23 protein-coding genes and 2 tRNA genes are annotated in these 25,992 nt (G+C 73.0%); 4 read left to right on the top strand and 21 right to left on the bottom strand.

The window, feature by feature from the left end:
- Positions 1–71: 71 nt before the first annotated feature.
- The 4 genes from HUN59_RS08280 to leuC are packed head-to-tail and all read right to left on the bottom strand — an operon-like array spanning position 72 to position 4,339.
- Positions 72–920 carry a lysophospholipid acyltransferase family protein gene (locus HUN59_RS08280; RefSeq protein WP_254630023.1) on the bottom strand — a complete coding sequence of 283 codons (849 nt, stop codon included), beginning with the start codon at positions 918–920 and terminating at the stop codon, positions 72–74.
- Positions 921–924: 4 nt separating this feature from the next.
- Positions 925–2,292 carry a UDP-N-acetylglucosamine 1-carboxyvinyltransferase gene (murA, locus tag HUN59_RS08275; RefSeq protein ID WP_058742013.1) on the bottom strand — a complete coding sequence of 456 codons (1,368 nt, stop codon included), beginning with the start codon at positions 2,290–2,292 and terminating at the stop codon, positions 925–927.
- On the bottom strand, positions 2,292–2,888 hold the full coding sequence (gene leuD, locus HUN59_RS08270; RefSeq protein WP_174778079.1) for a 3-isopropylmalate dehydratase small subunit: 597 nt from the start codon (positions 2,886–2,888) through the stop codon (positions 2,292–2,294). Before leuD ends, murA begins: the two co-directional genes overlap by 1 nt.
- Positions 2,888–4,339 (bottom strand): 3-isopropylmalate dehydratase large subunit, encoded by a 1,452-nt coding sequence (leuC, locus tag HUN59_RS08265; protein WP_058742011.1) that lies wholly within the window; start codon positions 4,337–4,339, stop codon positions 2,888–2,890. The genes leuD and leuC overlap by 1 nt, the downstream gene beginning before the upstream one ends.
- A 227-nt stretch (positions 4,340–4,566) precedes the next feature.
- Here leuC and HUN59_RS08260 point away from each other — a divergent pair, with 227 nt between their 5' ends.
- Positions 4,567–5,634 carry an FUSC family protein gene (locus HUN59_RS08260; protein WP_174778078.1) on the top strand — a complete coding sequence of 356 codons (1,068 nt, stop codon included), beginning with the start codon at positions 4,567–4,569 and terminating at the stop codon, positions 5,632–5,634.
- 154 nt (positions 5,635–5,788) lie between these two features.
- Here HUN59_RS08260 and HUN59_RS08255 read toward each other — a convergent pair whose 3' ends face one another.
- From HUN59_RS08255 to HUN59_RS08225, 7 genes are all read right to left on the bottom strand, one after another.
- Complete coding sequence (locus tag HUN59_RS08255) at positions 5,789–6,394, bottom strand: histidine phosphatase family protein (RefSeq protein ID WP_058742009.1); 606 nt, start codon at positions 6,392–6,394, stop codon at positions 5,789–5,791.
- A complete protein-coding gene (locus HUN59_RS08250; protein WP_058742008.1) occupies positions 6,391–6,780 on the bottom strand; it encodes a fluoride efflux transporter FluC in 390 nt (129 codons plus the stop codon). The genes HUN59_RS08255 and HUN59_RS08250 overlap by 4 nt, the downstream gene beginning before the upstream one ends.
- Positions 6,777–7,238 (bottom strand): fluoride efflux transporter FluC, encoded by a 462-nt coding sequence (locus HUN59_RS08245; protein WP_284800646.1) that lies wholly within the window; start codon positions 7,236–7,238, stop codon positions 6,777–6,779. The genes HUN59_RS08250 and HUN59_RS08245 overlap by 4 nt, the downstream gene beginning before the upstream one ends.
- A gap of 69 nt (positions 7,239–7,307) precedes the next feature.
- The gene (locus HUN59_RS08240) at positions 7,308–7,778 is read right to left on the bottom strand and encodes a RidA family protein (RefSeq protein ID WP_174778077.1); all 471 of its coding nucleotides are present in this window, start codon (positions 7,776–7,778) and stop codon (positions 7,308–7,310) included.
- A gap of 92 nt (positions 7,779–7,870) precedes the next feature.
- Positions 7,871–10,192: a GNAT family N-acetyltransferase gene (locus HUN59_RS08235; protein ID WP_174778076.1), complete on the bottom strand. Its 2,322-nt coding sequence runs from the start codon at positions 10,190–10,192 to the stop codon at positions 7,871–7,873.
- Positions 10,189–11,577 (bottom strand): lysine N(6)-hydroxylase/L-ornithine N(5)-oxygenase family protein, encoded by a 1,389-nt coding sequence (locus HUN59_RS08230; RefSeq protein WP_174778075.1) that lies wholly within the window; start codon positions 11,575–11,577, stop codon positions 10,189–10,191. The genes HUN59_RS08235 and HUN59_RS08230 overlap by 4 nt, the downstream gene beginning before the upstream one ends.
- Entirely contained in the window at positions 11,574–13,079 is a 1,506-nt protein-coding gene (locus HUN59_RS08225) for a pyridoxal phosphate-dependent decarboxylase family protein (RefSeq protein WP_254630022.1), read from the bottom strand. The genes HUN59_RS08230 and HUN59_RS08225 overlap by 4 nt, the downstream gene beginning before the upstream one ends.
- A 119-nt stretch (positions 13,080–13,198) precedes the next feature.
- Here HUN59_RS08225 and HUN59_RS08220 point away from each other — a divergent pair, with 119 nt between their 5' ends.
- Positions 13,199–14,308: an FAD-dependent oxidoreductase gene (locus HUN59_RS08220; RefSeq protein WP_174778074.1), complete on the top strand. Its 1,110-nt coding sequence runs from the start codon at positions 13,199–13,201 to the stop codon at positions 14,306–14,308.
- Between the two features lie 280 nt (positions 14,309–14,588).
- Here HUN59_RS08220 and HUN59_RS08215 read toward each other — a convergent pair whose 3' ends face one another.
- The gene (locus HUN59_RS08215) at positions 14,589–15,839 is read right to left on the bottom strand and encodes an FAD-dependent oxidoreductase (protein ID WP_174778073.1); all 1,251 of its coding nucleotides are present in this window, start codon (positions 15,837–15,839) and stop codon (positions 14,589–14,591) included.
- An 84-nt stretch (positions 15,840–15,923) separates the two neighbouring features.
- Between HUN59_RS08215 and HUN59_RS08210 the strand changes: the two genes are divergently transcribed.
- On the top strand, positions 15,924–16,418 hold the full coding sequence (locus HUN59_RS08210; protein ID WP_174778072.1) for a MarR family winged helix-turn-helix transcriptional regulator: 495 nt from the start codon (positions 15,924–15,926) through the stop codon (positions 16,416–16,418).
- Between the two features lie 352 nt (positions 16,419–16,770).
- Here the strand turns inward: HUN59_RS08210 and HUN59_RS08205 are convergent.
- From HUN59_RS08205 to HUN59_RS08170, 8 genes are all read right to left on the bottom strand, one after another.
- A tRNA-Glu gene (locus HUN59_RS08205) sits at positions 16,771–16,843 on the bottom strand.
- Positions 16,844–16,910: 67 nt separating this feature from the next.
- A tRNA-Glu gene (locus HUN59_RS08200) sits at positions 16,911–16,986 on the bottom strand.
- A 129-nt stretch (positions 16,987–17,115) separates the two neighbouring features.
- Positions 17,116–17,748 (bottom strand): MBL fold metallo-hydrolase, encoded by a 633-nt coding sequence (locus HUN59_RS08195; protein WP_174778071.1) that lies wholly within the window; start codon positions 17,746–17,748, stop codon positions 17,116–17,118.
- 190 nt (positions 17,749–17,938) lie between these two features.
- Positions 17,939–18,952 (bottom strand): LacI family DNA-binding transcriptional regulator, encoded by a 1,014-nt coding sequence (locus tag HUN59_RS08190; protein ID WP_114850103.1) that lies wholly within the window; start codon positions 18,950–18,952, stop codon positions 17,939–17,941.
- 13 nt (positions 18,953–18,965) lie between these two features.
- Positions 18,966–19,358 carry a hypothetical protein gene (locus HUN59_RS08185; protein ID WP_174778070.1) on the bottom strand — a complete coding sequence of 131 codons (393 nt, stop codon included), beginning with the start codon at positions 19,356–19,358 and terminating at the stop codon, positions 18,966–18,968.
- A 7-nt stretch (positions 19,359–19,365) separates the two neighbouring features.
- Complete coding sequence (locus tag HUN59_RS08180; RefSeq protein ID WP_058741712.1) at positions 19,366–20,277, bottom strand: carbohydrate ABC transporter permease; 912 nt, start codon at positions 20,275–20,277, stop codon at positions 19,366–19,368.
- Positions 20,274–21,248, bottom strand: coding sequence for a carbohydrate ABC transporter permease (locus HUN59_RS08175; protein WP_058741711.1), 975 nt, complete (start codon positions 21,246–21,248; stop codon positions 20,274–20,276). Before HUN59_RS08175 ends, HUN59_RS08180 begins: the two co-directional genes overlap by 4 nt.
- A 157-nt stretch (positions 21,249–21,405) precedes the next feature.
- Positions 21,406–22,695 carry an ABC transporter substrate-binding protein gene (locus tag HUN59_RS08170; RefSeq protein ID WP_231049038.1) on the bottom strand — a complete coding sequence of 430 codons (1,290 nt, stop codon included), beginning with the start codon at positions 22,693–22,695 and terminating at the stop codon, positions 21,406–21,408.
- A gap of 313 nt (positions 22,696–23,008) precedes the next feature.
- Here HUN59_RS08170 and HUN59_RS08165 point away from each other — a divergent pair, with 313 nt between their 5' ends.
- Positions 23,009–24,397: a glycosyltransferase gene (locus HUN59_RS08165; protein WP_174778069.1), complete on the top strand. Its 1,389-nt coding sequence runs from the start codon at positions 23,009–23,011 to the stop codon at positions 24,395–24,397.
- A 201-nt stretch (positions 24,398–24,598) separates the two neighbouring features.
- On the opposite strand, the gene HUN59_RS08160 is transcribed toward HUN59_RS08165, so the two are convergent.
- On the bottom strand, positions 24,599–25,939 hold the full coding sequence (locus HUN59_RS08160; protein ID WP_174778068.1) for a glycosyltransferase family 2 protein: 1,341 nt from the start codon (positions 25,937–25,939) through the stop codon (positions 24,599–24,601).
- Between the last annotated feature and the right edge of the window lie 53 nt (positions 25,940–25,992).

Raw genomic sequence — 25,992 nt, 5'->3', positions numbered from 1 at the left:
TGTCGACCGCGCCGGGTGCGGCGACCGCGGGGTCCGGGTGGTCCTCGTGCGGGCGGAGGCCCGTGCCGTGGTCACTCAAACTTGCCGGTCTCCTTCTGGTTGTTCGCGGACGGGTCCCAGCGGGTGGCGGGAGCCGTCTCGCCGCGCAGTTCCTCGAGCAGCTCGGTGATGCGCTGCATGACGATCGCGGTGGCCTCGAGCAGCATCTGCTGGTCGATCGGTCGGCCGCGGTACGCCGACAGGTCGACCTCGTCGCCGACGATCACGTCGACGCGGGTCGGCGGGAACAGCTTCAGCTCCTTGCCGTACCGCGCCATGATCCCCTGCGTGCCCCAGTGGGCCATCGGGATGAGCGGCACGTCGTTCTCGAGCGCGATCCGCACCGCGCCGGTCTTGCCGCGCATCGGCCACAGGTCGGGGTCGCGTGTCAGCGTCCCTTCGGGGTAGACGATGATCGCACCGCCCTGCTCGATGACCGACCTGCCGCCGCCGAGCGGGTCGCTCAGCCGCGTGCGTCCGGAGCGCTCGACCGGGATCTGGCCCATCCCCGACATGAGCTTGCCGAAGACCGGGACCTTGAAGAGGGACGCCTTCGCGAGGAACCGCGGGGCGCGCCGGGACAGCCACACGGCCGTGCCCACCACGAGCGGGTCGATGTTCGTGAAGTGGTTCGGGGCGAGCACGAACGCGCCGCCCTCCGGCAGCCGCTTCGACCCGTGCCAGTGGTACCGAGCCGAGAACCGGAAGACCGGGATCACGACGGAGGCGGTGATGCGGAACGCGGTGTTCAGCTCTCCGCGTCGCCACCGGCGCCCGGGCGTGGGCAGACCCGTCGTGACGTCCGTGGCGGACGTGCGCCGTGCCTCCAGGCCGTCGCCGGCACCGTCTGCCGGGCCGCGACCGGCCGCGTCAGCAGCCACGCGCCTAGCCCGCGAAGTCGAAGTCGGCGCCGAGCTTGCGCAGCTTCGGGATGAAGTGCTCGTAGCCCCGGCTGATGATGCCGACGTTGGTGATGTGCGACTCGCCCTCGGCGGTGAGCGCCGCGATGAGGTGGCTGAAGCCGCCGCGCAGGTCGGGGACGCGGACGTTCGCGGCGTGCAGCGGCGTCGGCCCGGTGATGACGGCGGCCTGCTCGAACGGGCGGCGGGCGACGCGACGGTCGTGGCCGGGCAGCCCCTCCTTGTGGACGACGATGTCGGCGCCCATCTCGTTCAGGGCGTCGGTGAAGCCGAAGCGGTTCTCGTAGACGGTCTCGTGCACGATGCTCGTGCCCTCGGCCTGGGTCAGCGCCACGACGAGCGGCTGCTGCCAGTCGGTCATGAAGCCGGGGTGCACGTCGGTCTCGACGACGACCGGGCGCAGGACCTCGCGCTCGCGGTAGAAGCGGATCCCGTCCTCTTGGACGTCGAACCCGCCGCCGACCTTGCGGAAGACGTTGAGGAACGTCATGAGGTCCTGCTGGTCCGCGCCCTCGACGAAGATGTCGCCGTTCGTGGCGAGCGCGGCCGAGGCCCAACTGGCGGCCTCGTTGCGGTCGTTGATCGCGCGGTGGGTGTAGCCGCGGAGCGACTCGACGCCCTCGATGAAGATCGTGCGGGACGGCTCGACCGTGACGATCGCGCCCATCTTCTGCAGGATCGCGATGAGGTCCATGATCTCGGGCTCGATCGCGGCGTTGCGGAGCTCGGTCACGCCCTCGGCGAGGACCGACGACAGCAGGACCTGCTCGGTCGCGCCGACGCTCGGGTACGGCAGCTCGATCTTCGCGCCGCGGAGGCCGTCCGGTGCGGTCAGGTGGATGCCGTTGACCTGCTTGTCGACGACGGCGCCCATCGCGCGGAGGGCGTCGAGGTGGAAGTCGATCGGCCGGTCGCCGATGCGGCAGCCGCCGAGGTCGGGGATGAACGCCTCGCCGAGCTTGTGCAGCAGCGGGCCGCAGAACAGGATCGGGATGCGGCTCGACCCGGCGTGCGCGTCGATCTCGGCGAAGTGCGCCGACTCGACGTTCGACGGGTCGAGGATGAGCTCGCCTCGTGCAGGATCCGTGATGCGCACACCGTGCACCTCGAGCAGGCCGCGGACGACCTTGACGTCGGAGATGTCCGGGACGTCCTTGAGGATCGACGGGGTGTCACCGAGCAGGGACGCCACCATCGCCTTGGTCGCGAGGTTCTTCGCGCCGCGGACCTCGATGCGTCCCACGAGCGGCTTGCCGCCCCGGATGACGATCTCGTCCGACTTCAGGCCGACGCGGGCCCCTGCTGCTGCTGCGTCCTGTACGAGGGAGTTCACTACTTCACCGGCAATGTCTTCGGCCGCCATCTGGAGCGGCGGGATTCGAACTCCGTGATCGAGGACTCGTCACGGAGGGTGAGCCCGATGTCGTCGAGCCCTTCCATCAACCGCCAACGAGTGTAAGCGTCGATCTCGAAGGGCACGTCCACCGCGCCGAGCGACACGCGCTGCGCGACGAGGTCGACGGTCGCCTCGATCCCCGGGTTCGCCGCGATCTCGGCCCAGAGCCGCTCGACTTCCGGTTCGGCCACGATCGCGGTGACCAGGCCCTGCTTGCCCGCGTTGCCCTTGAAGATGTCCGCGAAACGGGGTGAGACGACGACGCGGAACCCGAAGTCGCGGAGCGCCCAGACGGCGTGCTCGCGCGAGGAACCGGTGCCGAAGTCCGGCCCGGCGACGAGCACCTGCGCGCCCTGGAACACGGGCTGGTTGAGCACGAACTCGGGGTCCTGGCGCCACCCGGCGAACAGGGCGTCCTCGAAGCCGGTCTTCGTGACGCGCTTGAGGTACACCGCGGGGATGATCTGGTCGGTGTCGACGTTCGACCGCTGCAGCGGGGCGGCGATCCCCGTGACGGTGGTGATCTTGTCCATCAGTTGGCCCCTTCGGTGCTGTTCACGACGTCGTTCAGTTCGTCATCGGTGGCGAGGTCCCACGGGCTGGAGAGCGTGCCGCGGACGGCGGTCGCGGCCGCGACGAGCGGCGACACCAGGTGGGTGCGCCCGCCCTTGCCCTGGCGGCCCTCGAAGTTCCGGTTCGAGGTGCTCGCGCAGCGCTCCCCCGGCGCGAGCTGGTCGGGGTTCATGCCGAGACACATCGAGCAGCCGGCGAACCGCCACTCGGCGCCGAAGTCCGTGAAGACCTGGTCGAGCCCCTCGGCCTCGGCCTCGAGCCGGACCCGGGCGGACCCCGGCACGACCATCACGCGGACACCGGGTGCCTTCGACCGGCCCTTGATGATCGACGCGAAGGCCCGGAGGTCCTCGATGCGGGAGTTCGTGCACGAGCCCATGAAGACCGCGTCGACCGCGATGTCCTTCATCGGCGTTCCGGCCTGCAGGTCCATGTACTCCAGCGCGCGCTGCGCCGCAGCCTGGTCGTTCGGGTCGCTGTAGCTCGCGGGGTCCGGCACCGACTCGGACAGGGACACGCCCTGGCCGGGGTTCGTGCCCCACGTGACGAACGGCTCGAGGGCGTCGGCGTCGATGAACACCTCGGCGTCGAACACGGCGTCGTCGTCGGTCGCGAGCGTGTCCCAGTACGCGACGGCGTCGTCCCAGTCCTGGCCGGTCGGCGCGTGGTCGCGGCCCTGCACGTAGTCGTAGGTGGTCTGGTCGGGGGCGACCATGCCGGCGCGGGCCCCGGCCTCGATCGACATGTTGCAGATCGTCATGCGGCCCTCCATCGAGAGCGCCCGGATCGCGGAGCCGCGGTACTCGAGCACGTAGCCCTGCCCGCCGCCGGTGCCGATCTGGGCGATGACGGCCAGGATGATGTCCTTCGCCGTGACGCCGGGGCGCAGCGTGCCCTCGACCGTGATCGCCATCGTCTTGAAGGGCTTGAGCGGCAGGGTCTGGGTGGCGAGGACGTGCTCGACCTCGGACGTGCCGATGCCGAAGGCCATCGCGCCGAACGCGCCGTGGGTGCTCGTGTGCGAGTCGCCGCACACGACCGTGATGCCGGGCATCGTCAGGCCGAGCTGCGGGCCGACCACGTGGACGATCCCCTGCTCCTTGTCGCCCAGCGAGTGCAGGCGGACCCCGAACTCGGCGCAGTTGCGGCGCAGGGTCTCGATCTGGGTGCGGCTCGTCGGGTCCGCGATGGGCCGGTCGATCGCGAGGGTCGGGGTGTTGTGGTCCTCGGTCGCGATGGTCAGGTCGAGGCGGCGCACGGGGCGGCCGGCCTGGCGCAGGCCGTCGAACGCCTGGGGGCTCGTGACCTCGTGCACGAGGTGGAGGTCGATGTAGAGGAGGTCCGGGTTCCCGTCCTCGCCCTTGACCACGACGTGGTCGTCCCACACCTTCTCGGCGAGCGTCTTTCCCATCGGCCCGGCCCTTCCTCGTTGACGTCGATGCGCCGCGTGCGCGGCTCGGTCCGGCAAGACTAGCAGGTTGGTATACCAACTCGCGTGCCCAGGGCGGGACGGCCTGGAGGCACGGGGCGGGGCCGCCACGATCCTCCCGTCCGGTGGTGGGTCGCGTCGCGCGCCGGGGCGGGCCGAGCACCCGCGGTCCCGGACGACACCTGTCGCGGTGGGATGATGGGGAGGACATGACGACACCTGCGCACTCGACCCGGACCACCAACCTCGAGGGCGCAGCCCGCGCCGCGATCGCCGGCGGCGCCCCGCTCGCCCTGCTCATCGCGCTCGGGATGCCCGGGTACGCGGCGTTCGCGATGTTCGCCGGGTTCACCGCGATCTTCGGCGCGACCGAGCCGTACCGACAGCGGATGGTGACCACCGGCATCGCGGGGTTGCTGCAGGCCGCGTGCATGGCCGCCGGCATCGCGGTGTCGATGTCCGGCGCGCCGCTGTGGTTGCAGGGCACCGGGCTCGTCGTGGTGCTCGTCGTCGCGGTGTGCACCCTCAGCACGCTGCAGACGATCCCGGCCCAGCCGATCTTCCCGGTGTTCGCGTTCTGCGTGTCGGCCCTCGTCCCGGTGCGGCCGGCGGACCTGCCGCTCGTCGCGACGATCATCGTCGGCTCGGTCGTGTGGGCGTGGCTCGTGGCGATGTCAGGCGCGGTCATCCGGCTCGTGCTGCACCCGCGCGCACCGCACGTGTTCCGTCCGATCGCGCCGCACAAGCACCGGTCGTTCGCGGTCCTGCGGACGCCGGCACTGTGGGAGACCGTCGGGCTGAACGTCGTCGGGGCGCTCCTCGCGGGGGCGGTCGCGGAGTCGGTCCCGGCCCTCGGGCACCCGTACTGGGCGGTCGTCGCCGTGGTGTCGACCCTGCCCGCGATCCGGCAGCGGCACACCGTCCGGCGCGCGTCCCAGCGCGTCATCGGCACGATCGGCGGGACCGTGGTCGCCGTCGGGATCCTGCTCCTGGAGCCCTCGGCGTGGTGGATCGTCGTGATCGCGGTCGTCGGGCAGTTCTTCGCCGAGATCTTCGTCGCGCGGCACTACGCCGTGACGCTGCTGTTCCTCACGCCGCTCGCGCTCGCGGTGTCGTGGCTGAGCCTGCCCGAGGCGCCGGAGCTCCTCGCGCTCGACCGGATCGCGCAGACGACGCTCGGCGCCGTGGTGAGCGTGGCGCTCCTCGTGGTCGGGCGGCTGATCGAGCGTCGGCGGGGCCGGGCGCTCGGCGCGACGGGCGCGATCCGCACGGTCTGAGCCGCGGGGCGGGTGGTCTGCTCGGCCGATCCGCGCGTCGGAAGCTGTTCCGCGCGAAGGAGGACGATCTGCGCATGGAAGGCCGTTCGTTCCGGCTGTCCATGCGCGGATCGTCCTCCGATCGCACGTGTGATGGGACGTTCCGCCCCCGGGATCAGTCGCGCGGTGCGATGTTCCAGGAGTCGATCACCGGGCGGCCGTGCTCGTAGCCGAGCGAGCTCACCGTGGCCGTGCCGAGCTTCAGCACGGCACCGTCCTGCGGCGCGAGGCGGATCCAGGCGGCACCGAGGGCGCGCAGGACGTGCCCGTGGGCGACCACGATCGCGTCGTCCCCCTCGGCGAGGACCGGGCGCACCCGGTTCAGCACGCGCTCGACGCGGACGCGGACCTCGGCGGCGTTCTCCCCCGGGGTGTCGCCCGCGGGGACGCCGTCGGTCCAGAGGTCCCAGGGTCCGTGCCGCTTGACCTTGATCTGCGGGGTGGTCAAGCCCTCGTACGCGCCGTAGTCCCACTCGTACAGGTCCTCGTCGAGCTCCGGGTCGACACCGACGAGCCGCGCGGTCTCGCGGGCGCGCTCGAGCGGGCTCGACAGCGCGAGCGCGAACGTCCGGTCCGCCAGGTAGCGTCCGGCGCGCTTCGCCTGCTCGATGCCGTTCTCGGTGAGCGGGATGTCGGTGCGGCCGGTGTGCTGACCGCTCTTCGACCACTCCGTCTCTCCGTGGCGGACGAGGACGAGTTCGCCGGGGCGTTCCGAGGTCATGTGTTCCTTCCGAGGTACAGGCCGAGCGCAGCCGCGCCGACCGAGACGACGAGCATCCCGAGGCCGTTGAGCACGGCGGGCCCGGGCTTCCCGGACCGGAACAGCTGCACGGTCTCGACACTCGCCGTCGAGAACGTCGTGTACCCGCCCATCATGCCCGTCCCGAGGACCGCGACCAGCGGCAGGCCGAGCGTGCCCGCCTCGCCGAGCCCGGTCACGACCCCGAGCACGAGCGATCCGGTGACGTTGATGAGCATCGTGCCGACCGGGAACCACCCCAGCGCGGCCCGTGCCACCCGCGCCTTCACGGTGCCGTCGAGTGCGAAGCGGAGCGCGGAGCCCAGGCCGCCGCCGAGCGAGACGACGAGGAGTTCGAGGGGGCTCACCGGGCGTCCTCCGTCCGGGCGCGGCGCGAGCGGCGGGCCCCGGCGAGCCACGCACCCGCGGCCGCGGCCACCACCCCGAGCGCGACCGACAGCAGCGCGTACCCGGTGCCCGCGCCCCACCGGCCGACGTCGAGGAGCTTCGCGGTGTCGTCGGCGAGCGTCGAGTACGTCGTGAAGCCGCCGAGGACACCCGTGCCGACGAACAGGCGGACGGTGCGGCGCGCACCGACGTCGGGGCCGCGGTGCGCGAGCGACTCGAGCAGCGCGCCCAGGCAGAGCGCCCCGACGACGTTGATCGCGAGGATCGTCCAGCTCAGGCCGTCGACCGCGGGCAGGGCCGCGGCGAGCGCCGCACGGGCACCGGTGCCGATCGCGCCGCCGAGGGCGACGAGCACGAGGTACCGCCAGCGGCGGTGCGGGGGGCGGTCGGTCGCGGTCGTCATGGGTCTGGTCGTCACGGGTCTCCTGTCACCGAGCACGCGGCATCGCACACGTGCACTCATCTCGGAACAGGGACCGTTGGCGGCTCAGCCGCGGTTGGGTCCGGCAGGCCCCACTGCCGGGTCTGACGACGCTCCGACGATACCGCTTCCGTCCCGGACCGCGGCGACGCCCTCGACCTCGACGAGCTGGTCGTCGTAGCCCAGGACGGTGACACCCATCAGGGTGCTCGGCACGTCGTGGTCGCCCATCGCCGCACGGACCACCTGCCACGCGGCGACGAGGTCCTCCTGCCGCGAGGACGCCACGAGCACCCGCGTGTGGAGCAGGTCACCGAGTCCCGCTCCCGCTGCGGCGAGCGCCGTCTCGAGGTTGGCCATGCACCGGGCGGCCTGGCCGCGGTGGTCCCCGACCGCCACGGTCCGACCCTGCTCGTCGAGCGGGCACGCCCCGGCCGCGAACACCAGGCGGGCGTCGGCGGGTGCGGTCGCCGCGTACGCGTACTCGGCGACGTCACTGAGTCGGTCGGATCGGACGAGCTGGACGACACCGGTCATGGCCACAGCCTGGCAGAGCCGCGCCGGGCCGGCGCGACGGCACGACCCGGCGCAGCACGGCGCGGCCCGGCGCGGCTCGGCGCCGCCCGCCCTCAGCGCCCGATCGGGTTCGGCATCCGCCCCGCTCGGATGAGCGACTCCGTCTGCGCGGACAGGTCCACCATCTGCAGGGTGTTCCGCAGCTGGAGCCGGTTCAGGCACGAGTGCTCGAAGTCCGGCGCCCGCAGGTCGAGCGGTCGCGCACGGCCCACGACGGCGTCGTCCACGCACGCGCCGACCAACCGCCAGAACGTCGCACCGGACAGGACCCCGTCCTCGTCGAGGATCGCGGCGAGGTACCGGAGCACCCCGTCGAACACGTCGGTGAACACGCCGAGGGCCGCCTCGGCGTCGTCGACCGGGTGCACGATCCGCTCGGTGCCGACCGGGACGGCGACGTCGCCGACGACCACCACCTCTTCCCCGATGTCCTTCATGAACACCCGGGAGACCACGCCGTCGCGCAGCACGAGCACGAGGTTCTCGCCGTGCGGCATGAAGAGCAGCTGGTGCTCGGTGAGGCAGTGCACGACGGGTCGGAGGTACGCGTCGAGGTACCGGCGCACCCAGTCCGCGGCGCCGAGGCCCGACTGTGCGACGAGGGCAGCGGCCACCGAGCGACCGCGCGCGTCCCGGTGCAGCAGGGCGGCCATGGTGATCGGCCGCTCCCCCGGTCCCAGCCGCGGCACGGGGCTCTCCCGCCAGAGCGCGGCGAGCATCTTCCGCTGTGGTGACGCCACGTCGACGCGGTGGTGCGCGTCCCCGGTGTACCCGATGGCGGCGTGCTCGCGGAGCACACCGAAGCCGGCGTCGGCGAGCACGGGGTCGGCGTCGACGAGTCCGGCGACCCAGTCGTTCACGGCAGGGGTCGTCCGCATGTACGCGGGCGACATGCCGCGGAGGAACCCCATGTTCTGCACGGCGAGCGCCGTCTTGACGTACGAGCGCGCGGGACGGCTCCGGTTGAACGCCGTGCGGATCGACTGCTGCGGCTGGTGCTCGTCGGGTCCCTCGCCGAGGTCGACGAGGTCCTGCCGGCCGAGGTCGGGCGCGAAGGTCACGGCGATCCGGTGTTGCCACTGCCACGGGTGCACCGGGAACCAGGTGTACCCGTCGGGATCGAGGCCACGGCGCTCGAGCGTCGCCTGGAAGCCTGCGACGGTCGCCGCGTCGAGCTCGGCGGCCCAGTGGTCGTGCTCGGTGCGGTCCGCGGCGAGCGCCAGGTGCGTGTGCTCCCGCCGTGCGGCGAGCCACCGGTAGCGGAAGCGGGCGCCCGCCTCCGGGGCGTGGGCGTGGTACTCGTCGAGCCCGAACCCGATCCGCCCGTTCGCGGCGACGAAGGCCGGGTGCCCCTCGGTCATCGCGGCCTCGGCGTCCTGGAACGACGCGACGACGTCGCCGTCCGTCCGCCCGCGCGCCAGCTGCGCCGCGGACGGCCCACCTCGCCGGTGCTTCGCCGCCGCGCTCGCCAGCGTCGACGCGATCTCGTCCAGGTAGGTGCCGAGCATCGCGTCCGGGATCCCGAGCACGTCCCGCAGGTCGAGCACGAGCTCCTGCGCACTGAGCGGCGCGGGGACGCCGTCACGCGTCCGGGTCAGCGAGTCCTCGTCGAGCACCCAGTGCTCGAGCGTGTGCACCCGCGCCCGGAACCGGTAGGTCGAGTCCCCCGCGTCGAGTGCCCACCCGTCACCGTCCACACGCGGCGCGGTCAACCGCTCGTGGGTGAACTCGGCGATCGCCTTCGCGACGAGGTGCCGTTCCGCGGGCTCCAGGTGCTCCGGCCGCAGGTGCGCCGCCGGCCCGCCGTCGTCCGGCACCCCGATGCGCGCGGTGTCGAGCACCGAGAGGAGCGCCCGCTTGCCGTCGACGTCCACCACACGGAGCGCTCGGAACCCGACCTCGGCGTTCTTCCGCTGCACGGCCGTGTTCCGCACGTCCGGCTCGACGACGACACGGCGCGCGCCGAGCACGTCGCGGCAGTGCTCGACGACCGCTCGCATCACCGCGCTCGTCAGGCCGTGCACCCGTCCCCCGGCGGGCGGCGGTGCGACGAGCAGGTGCATGCCGACGTCGCCCGGCTCGGCGTCCCACACGTCGGTGAGCAGCACGACGGCCGGGTCGTACGTCTCGGCGTAGGCGATCGGCGCGCCGTCGCGGCGGAGCAGCCACCCCGCCTGCGCCGGGTCGTCGCGCACCGCCGTCAGGTACGTCCGGACCGCGTCCACGTCGCGGTCCGCCATCCCCCACCAGGACGACGCGGGGTCCGCCAGCCAGGACCCCAGCAGGGCGGCGTCCCGTCCCGGGTCCACGGGTTCGACGGACAGGAGGCCCGTGGCTGCGCGCGCCAGGTCGCGCTCGGCCGTCCGGGCGCTCACGCGCGCACCCCCGCGGCCTGCGGGAGGCGCGTGGTGGCGGCGCTCGCCGCCACCGGCGACGCTCCGGGAGCCGGCCGCCCGCCGGGCAGGCCGAACTCCTGGAAGGCGATCCGATCCTCCAGGCCGTACACGGCGCGCCCCGTGACGGACCGGATGATCGACGCGTTCCGCCACGCGCCCATCCCGAGGTCGGGCGCGGTCAGGCCGTGCGTGTGCTCCTCGGCGTTCTGCACCCAGATGCGGCCGCCCAGGGTGTCGACGTGCAGGTCGCGGGCGACCGCGAACCGGCCGCACTCGTCGCGGGCGACGAGGTGCTCGACAGGGGCGAGGAAGTGGGGCGTGCGGGGGCGGTACCCGGTCGCGAGGACGAGCCGGGCGACCTCGTGCGTCGCCTCGGTGCCGAGCTGCGCGTGCCGGAGCGTCAGGCGGAAGCGGTCGCGGTCGGGCAGCCACTCTGCCGCGACCACGCTCGTGTCCGTGCGGAGCGTCGTGGGGACGGGTCCGTGGGCGCTGATCCGGTAGAGCGTGTCGTAGATCGTGTCGACGAGGTCGGCGCTGATGCCCTTGTACAGCCCGCGCTGCTCGCGACCGAGACGGTCGCGGACGTCGGGCGGCAGCGCGTGGAAGTGGTCGGTGTACTCCGGGCTCGTCATCTCGAGGGTGAGCTTGGTGTCCTCCATCGGGAAGAACCGGGGCGAGCGGGTGATCCAGTCGAGGCGGTACCCGCCGTCGCGGATGCCCTCGAGCAGGTCGCGGTAGACCTCGGCGGCGGACTGCCCGCTGCCGACGACGGCGATCGAGTCGGCGCGGCGCAGGTCCTCGCGGGCGGGCAGGTACCCGGCGGAGTGCACGACGGGGCCGCCCAGGTCGCGGAGGGCTTCGGGAACCGCCGGCTCGGTGCCGATGCCCGTGACGACGTGGCGGGCGCGGTAGGTCTCGGGCCCGGTCGGGGTCTCGGCGTGCACCGTGAACAGGTCGGTCTCGGGGTCGTGCTCGACGGCGACGACCCGGCGGCCCCAGCGGAGGGTGTCGAGCTGGTCGGCGGCCCACCGGCAGTAGGCGTCGTACTCGCTGCGCAGGGGGTGGAAGTCCTCGCGGATGTAGAACGGGTAGAGCCGCCCGGTCCGTTTGAGCCAGGCGAGGAACGAGTACGGCGAGGTCGGGTCGGCCATCGTCACGAGGTCGGCGAGGAACGGCACCTGGATCGTGGCGTCGTCGAGCATCATGCCGTGGTGCCAGGCGAAGCCGTCGGCCCGGTCGAGGAACACGGCGTCGAGGTCGGCGATCGGGTCCGTCAGGCAGGCGAGGCCGAGGTTGAAGGGGCCGATGCCGACGCCGACGAGGTCGTGGACGGTGCCCGTGGTCGGGGTCGGGGTCGGGGTCATCGGTTCGCTCCCGTCGGCTCGGTGGTGCGGAGGTGGTTCGTCGTCGTCGCGGTGCGCTCCGCGTGCAGGCGCTCCGCGGTCGCGACCACGTGGTCGAGCGCCGCGACGACCTGCTCGGCGCTCGTCCCGGGGTCGAGCAGCGTGAGCTTGTTGCACGGCCGACCGTCGACCACGGTCTTCGCGACGAGCACCCGCCCCTCGGCGAGCAGTGCGGCGCGTAGGGGTGCGACGAGGACGTCCGCATCGGCGTCGACGACCCCGTCCGGCTGCCAGCGGAACAGCACCGTGCTCAGCTGGGTCGGCGCGACGAGCACCAGGTCCGGGTGCGCACCCACGTGCTCGTGCACCTGCTCGGTCACGTCGAGCACGGTGTCGAACGCCCGGCCGATCGCGGTCGCACCGCTCGCCCGCAGCGTCGCCCAGAGCTTGAGCGCGTCGAAGCGCCGGGTCGTCTGGAGCGACTTGTCGACCTGGTTCGGTTCGTCGGCGTCCGCGGGGTTCAGGTAGTCGGCGTGCCAGGCCGCACGGCCCAGGTCCGCCGGGTCCCGCACGAGCAGCGCGCTCGAGGACACCGGCTGGAAGAACGACTTGTGGAAGTCCGCGGTGACGCTCCGCGCCCGTTCGATCCCGTCGAGCAGGTGCCGGCGCGTCGGGGACACGAGCAGTCCGCACCCGTACGCAGCGTCGACGTGCAGCCAGACGTCCTCGAGGTCACACACGTCCGCGATCGGCTCGAGCGGGTCGATGCACCCGCGGTCGGTCGTCCCGGCGGTGGCGACGGCGGCCATCGGCGTGCGGCCCTCGCGGCGGGCGTCCGCGACGGCGTGGGCCAGGGCGTCGGGGCGCATCCGGCCGGCGGCGTCGGCCGGGACGTCGACGACGGCGTGCTCGGGGAGCCCGAGGACCATCGCCGACTTGCGGACGCTGAAGTGGCTCGACGCGGTGGCGAACACGACCAGGTCGTCGAGCGCCGGACGGCGACCGGCCCGGCCCGTCCGGCTCGTGGCGGCCTGCCGTGCGAGCAGCAGGGCGTGCAGGTTCGACTGGGTCCCGCCGGAGGTGAAGATCCCGTCCCCGTCCGCGAAGCCGATCGTCCTTGCGGCCCAACGGACCACGCGCCGTTCGATGTCGGTGCCGATGCGCGACTGGTCCCAGGTGTCGACCGAGGGGTTCACGGCCGCGAGCACCGTCTCCGCGGCGACGGCGGGCACCGCGACCGGGCAGTTGAGGTGTGCGAGGGAGTCGGGGTGGTGGAACCAGACCGCCTCGGCGCAGAAGAGCGTGTCGATCTCCGCGACGGCGGCCTCGGCGCTCCCGAGCGGGCGGTCGAGGTCGATCGCGGCGATCCGGTCCCGGAGCACGGCGGCCGGGGTGTCGGTGGTCGGCGCGGTGACCGACGCGAAGCGGTCCGCGGTCCGGTCGACGGCGGTGTGGACGACGGCCCGGTAGCGGTCGGCCCGGGCGGTGTCGAGGATCTCGAGCTGTGGTTCGGAGGCGTTCACGTTAGGGAAGGCTATCCTTACCTGCGGCCCGCCGGTACCCGCGTTCGGGGGAAGAACGGTCGTTCTGGCGGGACCGTCCCCCGGAGCAGGCGACGCACCCGCCGGGTTATCGTCGGACCGTGCCCGCTGCCCCCGCCACCGCGTCGGTCGCCGTCGTCGGGGCCGGGCAGGCCGGACTGTCGTCAGCGCACCACCTCGTCCGACGCGGGTTCGTCCCGGACGGCGACCCGGCGGGACGGAGCGTGGTCGTGCTCGACGCGAACCCGCGGCCGGGCGGGGCGTGGCAGCACCGCTGGGAGTCGCTCCGGATGCGCACCGTGAACGGCATCTTCGACCTGCCAGGCATGCCCGTGCCACCGATCGACCCCGAGGAGCCGAGCCGCACGGCAGTCCCCCGGTACTTCGCCGGGTACGAGGAGCACGAGCACCTGCCCGTCCACCGCCCGGTGCACGTCCGCGCCGTCCGGTCCCTCGGGGCGACGACCACGGCGCCGCTGCTCGTCGAGACGGACCGCGGCGACTGGCGGGTCCGTGCGGTCGTGAACGCCACCGGCACCTGGGACACCCCGGTCGTCCCGGACGTGCCCGGTGCCGAGCGGTTCACCGGCGAGCAGCTGCACAGCCGGGACTACGTCGACGCCGAGCACTTCCGCGGCCGGCGCGTCGCGGTCGTCGGTGGCGGGATCTCGGCCGTGCAGCTCCTCGAGGAGGTCAGCCGGGTGACCGACACCGTCTGGTACACCCGCCGCGAGCCGGTGTTCCTGCCGGGCGACTTCGTCCACGAGCTCGACGGGGTCGACGTCGAGCGCCGGGTCGCGGCGGACGTCACGGCCGGTCGCACCCCGAGCAGCATCGTGTCCTACACGGGCCTGATCTGGACCGACTACGCCGTGGCTGCCCGGGAGCGCGGCGTGCTCGACCGGCGGCCGATGTTCACGCGGATGGGGCCGCACGGGGTCGTGGAGCAGGACGGGTCGTCCACCTCGGTCGACGTCGTCCTCTGGGCGACGGGCTACCGCGCCGACCTCGACCACCTCGCGCCGCTCGGGCTGCGCGGCCCGCTCGGCGGCATCCCGATGACCGGGACGCAGGTCACGGCGGACCCCCGTGTGCACCTGGTCGGCTACGGACCGTCGCAGTCCACGATCGGCGCGAACCGCGCGGGACGCGCGGCCGCCCGCGAGGTTGCGCGGTTCCTCGACGGCGCGCCGGTCCCGTCCGCGACGTGACCACAGGGCGGGCGGGCGCGGCACGCTCAGCGGTGACGCGCCAGCGGCACGCGGGCCGCGCCGACCGAGCCTGCGAGGGAGGACGGCGCCAGCCCGCCCCGCGCCTCCCGTCCGTCGCCTGGTCGGGTCGCGACGCCGGACGCACGTGCACCCGCTCCCGCTCCCGCGCCCTGCGCCCGCGAGACGCCCCGAGTCCGCGAAACGCCCCAGCGCAGCGAGACGCCCCCGGATCCGGCGGCTTCTCGCGGACTCGGCGGCGTCAGGCGCACCGGAGGGTGCCTCAGGAGACCAGAGTGAGCGGTGGGAGCGGCCGGTCGGTGTCCGCGACCCGGGTCACCCGCGCGGCCAGTGAGCGGAGCGGCGTCGACAGCAGCAGCGCGTCGACGGCCCAGCGCGCCGCGAGTCCGACCCGGCTGCGGGGGTAGGCGAACCGCACCACGCCGCTCGGGATGCCCTGCACGTCGTCGACGAGCGGACGCATCCAGTCGTCGAAGGCCGCCAGTGCGCGCTCGACCGACGCGGTCGAGGGTTCGTCGCGGGCTGCGGTGTCGTCCCGCAGCTGGGCGGCCAGGGACGCGGCGAGGACGTAGCCGCTCGTCAGGGCGAGTGACGCCCCGCCGCCGCCCATCGGCGTGACGCACCACGCGGCGTCGCCGACCAGGGCGACACGCCCGCGCCGCCAGGACGGCATCCGGATCTGGGTCAGGCGGTCGACGTACAGGTCGTCGGTGGTGGCGAAGCCCGCGAGGACACGGTCGGTCTCCCACCCGACACCCTCGTAGCGACGGGTGAGGGCCGCGACGACGGACGACCGGTCCCGGCTGGCCACGTCGCCCAGGTCGTCCTGGTCAACCTCGGCGGCGTACGCGAGGATCGCCCGCGTGGTGCCGTGCGGGTCGGGGCGGAGGTGCACCTGCCGGCCGCCGACCGCCGTGTACCAGCGCCAGCGGTCGTCGTCGGAGGCGGTGCGCGGGATCGTGCCGAAGGCCATCGTGTCGCCGAGGTCGCGGGGGTCGACGTCGTCCGGGGCGTTGAACACGAGGCTCCGCGTCGACGACCGGACGCCCTCGGCGACGACGAGCAGGTCGGCGTCGAACCGTCGTCGGGCCGAGGTCGTCACGGTGACGGCGTCGTCGCGGTCGGTCACCGAGGTGATCGTGTCGCCGTACACGACCTCGACCCCGTCGGGCAGGTCGTCGAGCAGGATGCGGGCGAAGTCGCCGCGCAGCACCTCGAGTTCGGCGGTCGCGCCGTCCGGCCCGTCGCTCGGCAGTTCGGCCCGGACCGACCCGTCCTGTGTGACGAGGACCGTGCCCGTCTCGGTCGTGTTCGCCGCACGGACGGCGTCGACGAGGCCCATCCGCTCGAGGACCTCGTGCGCGACGCCGCGGACGTCGACGTTCTGGCCGCCGTCGCGGAACGCCGGCGCGCGTTCGATCACCGTGACGTCCCAACCGGTGCGGCGCAGCCACCAGGCCGCGGACAGACCTGCGATGCTCGCCCCGGAGATCACTGCGTGTGGTGCGGACATGTCCTGCTCCTCGTGTGCTGTCGTCGAGCGACCGCTCGGCCGTCGTGCTTTACAGTGAAGCGACTTGACTGTGGAGGAATCTGGATGGACGTCGACCCGCTCGACACCGCGTGGACCGAGGTGGAGGTCGCGGTGATGCAGCGCCTGCGCGACTGGGCGGTGGCGTTCGACGAGCTGAACCGGCACCTCGGCGCCTGGGTCGATCTGACGCCGTCCGACGCCAACGCCCTCGGGCAGCTGCTCTGGGCCGAGCGGGCCGGCGAGCCGCTGTCACCCGCCGAGCTGGCGCGGCGGATCGGCATGACCTCCGGGGCGACCTCGGTCCTGGTCGACCGGCTCGAGTCGGCGGGGCACGTCACCCGGCACCGGGAGAGCACCGACCGGCGGCGTGTGACGCTCCGGACGACCGAGACCGCACAGCGGGCGAACGCGGCGTTCCTCGGGTTCGCCGGGCAGGAGATCGCGTCGACGCTCCGCGGGTCGGCGCCGGACGAGACCCGGGCGGCGCTGGCGTTCCTCGACCGGATGACGGAGGCGGCCACGACCGCGAACGCCCGACTGGCACGGCGCGGGCGCTGAGCACACCGACGCACTTCCGTCGCGCACTTCCGTCGTGGAGCAGAAGTCGTCGGGTCGGGTCCGGACGCCCGACGTCTTCTGCTCAATCGACGAGCGACCGGCCGTCGAGCACTCCGGCGCACTTCCGTCGTTCTCCCGTCGTGGAGCACAAGCTGTCGGGTCGGATCCGGATGTCCGACGTCTTCTGCTCAATCGACGAGCGACCGGAGACGCGCGACGCACGGGCAACAGCGCGCAAGCAGCGCTCGGAGCTCGGAGCTCCGAGCCCGGAGTCGACAGAGCCCGGCGGCGACACAGTCCGGGAACGACGGAACCCCCGCCGAGCCGGAGCTCGACGGGGGTTCGTGGTGTGTGACCCCAGCGGGATTCGAACCCGCGTTACCGCCGTGAGAGGGCGACGTACTAGGCCGCTGTACGATGGGGCCGTGGTCTCCGCGGACGGAGCACACGTGTTGTCGGACACGGAGGCAAGGCACCGAAGTGACCTGCTCTTGGTGACCCCAGCGGGATTCGAACCCGCGTTACCGCCGTGAGAGGGCGACGTACTAGGCCGCTGTACGATGGGGCCGTTCCGACAACCCGATAAGTATGGCACAGCCGCAGCGCACTGCCAAAACGAGGCGTGTCGCCCGGGTGTGCCGCGCCCGGAGCGGGCCGATCCGTGGGTGGTGGGGCGTGCCTCCAGGCCGGTGTCGGGTCAGACCTGCAGCACGTCGCCCGGCTGCAGCACCACGAGTTCCCCGTCGCCGAGCGCCTCGCGCTGGCGGCCCGTGTGCATCGCGAAGCCGACCGCGGAGAGCGTCGCCTCGTGGATCGGGTACGCACGGCGCGGCGCAACCGCGGCGATCCAGTCCATCATCTCGGCGACCTTGAGCCAGGGGGCGCCGACGGGTGCGGCGAGGACCTCGACCGGGACCCCCGGCACCGTGTAGGCGTCGCCCGGGTGGAACAGCCGGCCGTCCACGAGCACGCCGGTGTTGTCGACGACGGGGACGGACGCGTGGATCACGTTGTGCCGCGTGCCGTGGAAGTCGAGGGCGAAGGGGCCGATCTCGCGGTGGTCGCCGTCGGTGACCACGTCCACGGTGATCCCGGCGTCGGCGAGGACCGTGGCGACCCCCGGCGGGCCGAGGACGACCGCGTCCGGGTTGCGCGCGAGGATCCGGCTGACCTGCTCGGCGGTGACGTGGTCGGGGTGCTGGTGCGTGGCGACGACGGCGACGACCCCGGTGACCTCGACCGGGCGGGTGAACTCGCCGGGGTCGAGCACCAGGCGGACGTTCCCGGACCGGACGACCTGGCAGGCGTGCTCGAGCTTCGTGACCTCCACGCCGGCGACCCTACGCCCGGAGCGCCGAGCCGGTCGGGCCGGGCGGGCGGGGCGGGCCGGCCGGGCGGGCCTCGGCACAACCAGAAGCACACCGTGCCACGGACTTCGACGGCGCGGCGTGCTTCCGGTTGTGCGGCAGCACGCCGCACCACGGACCGGCCTGCGCGCCACCCCGCGCCGCCCCGGCGCCCTACCGCCGCGGGGCCGCCGTCGACGTGCGCACCACGAGCTCCGCCGGCGCCGCGGGCAACGGCCCCGCCGAACCGCCGTCGACCTCCGCGAGCACGGCCCGTGCGGCCGCGCGGCCCTGCGCCTCCGGGTCCTGGGCCACCGTGGTCAGCCCGACGACCGCGCCGTACTCGTGGCCGTCGATGCCCATCACGGAGACGTCCCCCGGGACCGACAGCCCGGCCCGCGACGCCGCGAGCAGTACCCCGAGTGCCATCTCGTCCGAGGCGCAGAACACCGCCGTGGGACGGTCCGCCGGGTCACGGTCGAACAGGTGCGCACCGGCCGCCACTCCCCCGGCGAACGAGAACCGTCCGTCGAGCAGCCGGTCCGCGCGGACGTCGAGGCCCCGCGCGTGCATCGCGTCCGCGAACCCGTCCCGGCGCAGGTACGGCACGGCGACGTTCATGCCGTCCTCGTCCTGGCCGCCGAGGTACGCGACCTCGCGGTGGCCGAGCCCGGCGAGGTGCCCGATCGCGGTCTCGGTGACGGCGAGGTCGTCGACCCCGACGTTCCGGAGCCCGGGCGCGGGGCCCCCGATCACGATCATCGGGTGTCGGGTGAGCTCGAGCTCGGCGCGTTCGGTCTCGTCGAGCACGAGCGAGAGCAGCACGAGGCCGTCGACGCGGTGCCGGAGCATCGAGCGCCGGAACGCCCGACCACGGTCGCCGCCGGGACCGCCGAGGTTGTAGAGCACGAGGTCGTACCCGGCCCGCCGCAGTTCCGCGTCGACCCCGCCGAGGGCCCGCACGTAGAACCACCGGTCGATCACCGGAACGACCACCCCGACGGCCCGCTGCCGTCCGGTCGCGAGTCCGGCCGCCGCCGAGCTCGGCACGTACCCGAGCTCGTCGGCAACCCGCCGCACCTGGTCGATGGTGGCGTCCGCCACCGTCGGCATCCCCCGCAGCGCGCGGGACACGGTCGACTTGGACAGGCCCGTGACGGTCGCGATCTCCTGGATCCCCATGGGCATGCCGGGAGGCCCGTCAGCCGTCGGCACCGTGCGTCGCGTCCGCGACGGGCCGGGTCCGGACCGCGGATCGCGACGCCGGTGCGGACACGGACGCGGTCCGGCCCGGAGCGGCGCGGTCGACGCCGGTCCGGGAGGACCCGGGCCGACCGCTCGCCGGTCCCGTCGCACCGATGCCGTCGACGACCCCGGTCGCCGCCGCGTGCCGCCGGAGGACGGAGACCCGCCACCGGTCGAGCACCACCACCGCGAGCACGCAGACGAGCAGGGTCATCGCCCAGCCGAGCGCGGGGCGTCCGGTGACCTCGCAGAAGACCGTGACGCCGAGGAACAGGACGCCGAAGGTGCCGGCGAAGCCGATCGCCTCCTCGATCCGGGCGGTGGGACGGGTGGGTCCTCGCTGTGCCATGACTCCGTCAGCCCTTCACGCCACCGGCGGTGAGGCCGGCCACGATGCGTCGCTGGAACACGAGCACGAGGATGACGAGCGGGATCGTGACGATCGTGCCCGCCGCCATCACCGCGGTGTACGGCTCCTGGTGCGGCTGCGACCCGGCGAACGACGCGATCGCGACGGTGACCGGCTGGGTGGCGTCGGACGACAGTTGGGACGAGATGAGGTACTCGTTCCAGGACGAGATGAACGCCAGGATCGCGGTCGTGAACACGGCGGGCGCGGCGAGCGGCAGGATGATCCGCCGGAACGCCGAAACCCGGGTGCACCCGTCGATGCGGGCCGCCTCCTCGAGGTCCCACGGCATCTCGCGGAAGAACGACGCGAGCGTGTAGACGGTCAGCGGCAGCACGAACGAGATGCTCGGCAGGATGAGCGCCTGGTAGGTGCCCATCCAGCCGATGTCCGTGAACAGCTGGAACAGCGGCGAGATGAGCGCGACACCCGGGAACATCGACGCGGCGAGGATTGCGCCTGCGATGAGCGACTTCCCCTTGAACTCGAGCCGGGCCAGCGCGTACGCCGCACTCGTGCCGACGAGCAGCGCGATGATCGTGACCACGCCGCCGATGAGCAGGCTGTTCAGCAGCGCACGGCCGAGATGGTTGCCGAGCGCCGTCGAGAACGCCGTCGCGTAGTTGTCGAGCGTGACGTGGGTCGGCCACGGGGTGGCGTCGAACGTGAAGCCGACGTCCCGGAAGCTCGTGACGACCATCCAGTAGAACGGCAGCAGGCACCACACGGCGATGACCACGGCCTGGATGCCGGTGCGGAGCCGCGGGCCGGTGTGCCGCTTGACCCGCACCTGCGACCGGTCGGTGGCGTGGTCGCGGGAACGGGCGGCCGAGCGGGGTCGGTCTGCTGCGAGCGTCACTTGAGTTCACCCTTCTGCTGGGCGGCCTGGGTCTGCACGACGTTCGCGCCGAGGAACCGGACGAAGACGAACGCGACGAGGAAGATCACCAGGAACGTGATGGTGGAGAGTGCCGAGGCGGAGTTGAAGCCCTGCCGGATCTGGTCGACGACCAGGATCGACAGCGTGGTCGTCGCGTTGCCCGAGCCACCGCCGCCGCCCGTGAGGATCGCCGGCAGGTCGTACATGCGCAGCGCGTCGAGCACGCGGAACAGGACGGCGACCATGAGCGCGGGCTTGATGAGCGGCAGCGTGATGTTGACGAAGCGCTGCACGGTGGAGGCGCCGTCCATCTTCCCGGCCTCGTAGACCTCCTCCGGGATGAGCTGCAGCCCGGCGAGGATGAGGAGCGCCATGAACGGCGTCGTCTTCCAGGTGTCGGCGATGATGATCGCCCAGCGGGACGCCCACTCGCTCGACGTCCACAGGATCTGCTGCCCGAGCACGTGGTTGAGCACGCCGTTCGCGTCGAAGATGAAGTACCAGAGCTTCGCGGTGACGGCGGTCGGGATGGCCCACGGCACCAGGATCGCGGCACGGACGAAGGCGCGGCCCTTGAAGTTGCGGTTCATGATGATCGCCATCCACACGCCGATGACGGTCTCGAGCGCGACGGTCACCACGGTGAAGAAGACCGTGTTGCCCATCGACACCCAGAACTGCGAGCCGAGGTTGCCGGGCGGGCAGGTGGTGTTGCCGCACTGCTGTGCGAGCCAGTGCACGTAGTTCGTGACGCCGGCGAACCCGCCCTGCACGAACAGGCCGGTCGCCTTGTCGAGTCCGGCGTCGAGCTGGAACGACTGGATGACGGCGCTGACGACGGGGTAGCCGATGACGATCGCGAGGAGCACGATCGTCGGGCCGATCAGGTACACGGCCCACCGGCCGTGCTCGGCGTTCAGTCCGCCCTTGCGCCGCTTCGGCGGCTCCATCCCCTGTGGGTTCGGGATGGCGGCGGGGATCTCGGTTGCTGCGGACACGTGGCGGCCTCCTTGCCGGGTGTCGGGACGCATGTGGGGGCGGACGGGAGGATCGTGGCGGGACCGCCACGATCCTCCAGTCCGCTGCGGCGTCAGCCGCGGGCCACGGTCAGTTGCTGTTGCCGCTGGTCGCGGTCTTGAGCGCGGCCTGCATGTCCTTGACGGCCTCGTCGACGCTCTTCGAGCCCTTGAGCGCGGCGTAGGAGTTGTCCTGGATCGCCTTCGTCACGGCCGGGTAGAACGGCGTCACCGGACGCGGCTCGGCCGACTCGATCGACTTCAGCAGGGTGGGCAGGTACGGCAGCTTCGACGTGAGCTCGGAGTCGGTGTACAGGTCACCGACGACCGGGGCCAGCGAGCCCTGCGTCGCGAAGAACTTCTGCGTCTCGTTCGACTCCAGGAACTCGAGGAAGTCGTGCGCGGTCGCCTTGTGCTTCGAGTACACGCTGATCGCGGCGTTGTGCCCGCCGAGCGTCGAGGCGCCCGTGCCGTCCTTGCCGGGGATCGGCGCGATGCCGAACGTGTCCTTCACCGTGCTCGACCCGTCGGTCTTCGCGAGGTTGTAGACGTACGGCCAGTTGCGCAGGAACAGCAGCTTGCCGCTCTCGAACGCGGTGCGGCCCTGCTCCTCCTGGTAGGTGATCGCCTCGGCCGGGATGTTCCCGTCCTTGAACGCGTCGACCAGGTTCTGCAGGCCGGCCTTCGCGTCGGCCGTGTCGACGTCGGGCGAGCCGCTCTTGTTCAGCACCGAACCGCCGGAGCCGTTGATCGCTTCGGAGGCGTTCACGGTCAGGCCCTCGTACTTCGCGAACTGGCCCGCGTAGCAGCCGATGCCGGCCTGCTTGGCGATGTCGCAGTCCTTCATCATCTCGTCCCACGTCGTCGGGGGCGTCTTGACCAGGTCCTTGCGGTAGTAGAGCAGCGCACCGTCGGAGGTCTGCGGTGCGGCGTAGAGCGTGTCGTTGTACGTCGCGGTCTTGACCGTGGACGGCAGGAGCTTCGACGTGTCGATCTTCATCTTGCCGGTGAGCGGGGTCAGCCAGCCCTTCGCGGCGAACTCCGCGGTCCAGACGACGTCGACGTCGACCACGTCGTAGTTCGCGTCCTTGGCCTGGAAGTGCTGCACGAGGTCGTCGTGCTGCTGGTCGGCCTGGTCGGACTGCTCCTTGAACGTGACCTTCTCGTCCGGGTGGGCGGCGTTCCACTTCTCGATCAGCGGGCGGACCACGTTCGAGTTGTCCTTGCCCTGCACGTACGTGATCGGTCCGCGGCTGTCCTGGCCGTTCGAAGCGTCGTTCGAGCTGGCCGAGCCGCCGGACGAGCAACCGGTGAGCACGAGGCCGATGACGGCGACCCCGGCGACGGATGCGAGGCGCACCTTGGCGCGAGATTTCTGCACAGCGTTGTCTCCTCATCGAGATCACCAGGGGGCGTCGATCGGGTGCGACGACGCGGCCTGGAGCAGGCGGCGCTGCCTGCTGGAGGAGGAAGCTACGCCCATCCAGAAGATCTTCGCAACCGGTTGCAAAGAGATCGTGACCTGCCCGTGATCTCCACCCGGTGGACGGTTTTCCCTGGTGAGCGCTCACTTCTCCGGCAGCGCGGAATCTGAGACGTTCTGACTGCGGAACCACGCAGGAACCGCGTGGGAACCCCGCCACGGCGCTCGTCGGGCATTGTCCGTCTCCCGCACTGCTCGGTACCGTCCGGACATGGCCCTGCTCACGCCCGTGTCGACCCCCGGTCCCCGACGGGTGGTCCGTGTGGACCTGGACGCCCCGCTCCCGGAACTCGTCGCCGACGACCGCGGGGCGACCGCGCTCGTGGTCGGGTACCGCGACGGCCACCCCGTGACGACGCTCGACGTCGCACTGACCGACGACCCGGCCGATGCCGGGCGGGCGATCGCAGCCCTCGCCGCGGGTCCCGCCGATGCGCGCGCCGGCACATCGGACGGCCCGCACGCCGGCTCGTCCGTCGTGCCGACCGGCTGGACCGCCGGCACGTCCGCGGTACCGGACGCCGCGCTGCCGTCCGTCTCCGTCGTGGTCTCGACGATCGTGACGCGCCTGGCCGACATCGCGCGGCTGCTCGACCACCTCGCGGCACTCGACTACCCGTCCTACGAGGTCGTCGTCGTCGACAACCGTGTCGCGGTCCCCGCCGAGGACCCGCTGCCCGGACTCCTCGCCGGGCACGACGTGCGACTCGTCGTCGAGCGTCGCCCGGGCTGTTCCGCCGGACGGAACGCCGGTGTCGCGGCGGCCACGGGCGAGGTCGTCGCCTTCACGGACGACGACGTCCGCGTCGACCCGCGGTGGCTCCGGATGATCGGTACCCGGTTCGTCCAGGAACCCGAGCTGGACGCGGTCACGGGCATGATCCTGCCGGCCGAGCTCGAGACCCCCGCGCAGATCTGGTACGAGGCGTACTACGGCGGGTTCAGCGGCGAGCGCACCTTCGACCCGCTGACCCTGGTGCCCGAGGACGCTCCCGGGGCCCTGCGGCACGCACGGGTCTCCGCCGTGGCGGCCGACGGCTCGGTCCGTCGGCGGTTCCCGGTGTACGGCGTGGGCGGGTACGGTGCCGGTGCGAACTGGGCGGTGCGTCGGAGCGTGTTCGACCGCGTCGGCGGGTTCGACCCGGTGCTCGGTGCCGGCGTCCCCGCACGCGGCGGCGAGGACCTCGCGATGTTCATCGACGTCCTGTGGCGCGGTGGGCGGATCGGCGTCGAGCCGCGCGCGGTCGTGCACCACCGGCACCGGCCGGACCTGGCCGGACTGCACGCGCAGCTGCACGCGAACGGGGTGGGCTTCACGGCGCTGCTCTGCGCACTCGTGTCGGCGGACCGTCGGCACCTGGCAGCCCTGGTGCGGCTCGCTCCCCCGGCGGCCCGGGCGATGGCGGGCCGGGTGCTCGGCCGACTCGTCCGACGTGGGAGCACTCCGGCGGCGTCCGTGACCCCGTCGACCGTGCCGCCGACGCGTGTGCCGCGGTCTCTGGCGTTCCACGAGCTCCGGGGGTTCCCGGCGGGACCGGCCGCGTGGCTGCGCAGCCGTCGCGCCTGGCGCGAGGTCGAGCGGACGCACACCGGCGCCTGACGCGCGCGGGGCGCCCCGGCGCCCCGCGCCGGGACGGCCCGCGCCGCCCGCCGCCCGCCGCGCTCGGCTGCGTCGAACCAGCGATGCGACGTCGAACCAGTGCCTCTCCCTGGTTCGACGTCGCATCCGTGGTTCGACCCGCGCCACGACGACCCGCGCCACGACGGCCCGCGCGACGACCCCGCGCGCGAGCGCCCCGCGTCAGCGTCGTGCGCGCCGCGACACGAGGTACCGCCACGGGCCGCCGAGCGCCGCGGTCAGCTCGATCCGCCGCAACCCCACCGTCGCCGCACGGAGCTCCTCGTCGGCCGCCCACGCGCCGGACCGTGCCGTCCCCGGTGCATCCGCACCCACCGCGCCAGGAGCACCGGCCGACCGCCCTCCATCGTCCTGCCCGAGCGACCCGAGCCGCCGCAGCGCCGGGACCGCACGCCGCACCACGGCGAGCGCCGTCCGCGGGTGGAGCACGAGCTTCGTGACCCACGCACCGAGCCCTGCGCCGTAGCCGACCGCCTGCGCGCGCAGCGCCGCCGGCTCCGAGCGGTGCCGGTGCCACACCACGGCCGAGGGCTCGACCGCGAGCGCCGCACCCGAGGACAGCACCCGGACGAACACGTCCAGGTCCTCGCCGCCCTTCGTCGGCGTCCCCACGCCGAGGGCGTCGTCGAACCCGCCGAGCGCGACCGCGGCCGAGCGCCGGAGGGACACGTTCGCCCCGGTGCCGAACGCCCCGACCGAGAACGGGAAGAGCGGCAGGTCGGCGGGCGGCTCAGCGGCCCGGAAGACCCGGCGCCGGGTGTTCCGTGCCCAGGTCACGCGTTCGTCGAACCACCGCTGCGTGGGCGTCCGGAGCTCCGCGCTCGGCACGAGCCCCGTCACGCACGCGACGTCCGCGTCGCGCGCGAACGCGCCCGCGACGGCCGTCACCCAGTCGGGGTCGACGACGACGTCGTCGTCGGTGAACGCGACCACCTCGCCCGTGGCGACGGCGAGCCCGGCGTTCCGTGCCCGCGCGACGCCAGGCCGTGCCTCCAGGACGTAGGTGACACGAGGATCCGCGATCGAGGCGACCACGTCCCGCGTCGCCGACGTGGTCGGCGCGCTGTCCGCGACGACCACCTCGAGGTCGGGCCACGTCGACGCGAGGACGGACCGCAGGCAGGTCCGCAGGTCCTCCGGCCGGTCGCGGGTCCCGATCACGACAGAGACGCGCCCCACGGGTGCGGGGCCGGTGTCGGCCGGGAGGATCGTGGCCGGCAGCGCGCGCAGCGCCCGTCCCAGCTCGGCCGGGTCCAGGTCCCCGTCCGGGGTGACGGACACGTCGACGGAGCCGGCGATCTCGAGCCCGTCGCGGACGAGCAGGCGGGCGCGACGGAAGCCGTCGGCTCCCGCGAGCGCGACCGTCGTCGCGGCGAGCGCCGTCGGTCGGTCGACGGCGCCGACCCAGGCGGCTCCGGCCCACGTCGGTTCGTCGGCGCGCGGCAGCGCAGGGCGGAGCGTCAGGACGCTGCTGGCGATCGGGCTGGTCCGGCTCGGGGTCACGTCCCGATGCTCGGCAGCGGGCCGGGACGGGTCAAGCGACCCGGGCGACGGTT

The sequence above is a fragment of the Curtobacterium sp. Csp2 genome, assembly GCF_013347165.1.
This window is presented reverse-complemented; position numbering and strand designations above follow the sequence as displayed.

Coding starts and splice junctions, on each gene's coding strand:
- HUN59_RS08175 (WP_058741711.1), bottom strand. CDS start 21,248: ATGGAGCCGCCGAAGCGGCGCAAGGGCGGACTGAACGCCGAGCACGGC.
- HUN59_RS08240 (WP_174778077.1), bottom strand. CDS start 7,778: ATGACCGGTGTCGTCCAGCTCGTCCGATCCGACCGACTCAGTGACGTC.
- HUN59_RS08185 (WP_174778070.1), bottom strand. CDS start 19,358: ATGGCACAGCGAGGACCCACCCGTCCCACCGCCCGGATCGAGGAGGCG.
- HUN59_RS08230 (WP_174778075.1), bottom strand. CDS start 11,577: ATGACCCCGACCCCGACCCCGACCACGGGCACCGTCCACGACCTCGTC.
- HUN59_RS08215 (WP_174778073.1), bottom strand. CDS start 15,839: ATGTCCGCACCACACGCAGTGATCTCCGGGGCGAGCATCGCAGGTCTG.
- leuC (WP_058742011.1), bottom strand. CDS start 4,339: ATGGGAAAGACGCTCGCCGAGAAGGTGTGGGACGACCACGTCGTGGTC.
- HUN59_RS08165 (WP_174778069.1), top strand. CDS start 23,009: ATGGCCCTGCTCACGCCCGTGTCGACCCCCGGTCCCCGACGGGTGGTC.
- HUN59_RS08210 (WP_174778072.1), top strand. CDS start 15,924: ATGGACGTCGACCCGCTCGACACCGCGTGGACCGAGGTGGAGGTCGCG.
- HUN59_RS08255 (WP_058742009.1), bottom strand. CDS start 6,394: ATGACCTCGGAACGCCCCGGCGAACTCGTCCTCGTCCGCCACGGAGAG.
- leuD (WP_174778079.1), bottom strand. CDS start 2,888: ATGGACAAGATCACCACCGTCACGGGGATCGCCGCCCCGCTGCAGCGG.
- HUN59_RS08190 (WP_114850103.1), bottom strand. CDS start 18,952: ATGCCCATGGGGATCCAGGAGATCGCGACCGTCACGGGCCTGTCCAAG.
- HUN59_RS08260 (WP_174778078.1), top strand. CDS start 4,567: ATGACGACACCTGCGCACTCGACCCGGACCACCAACCTCGAGGGCGCA.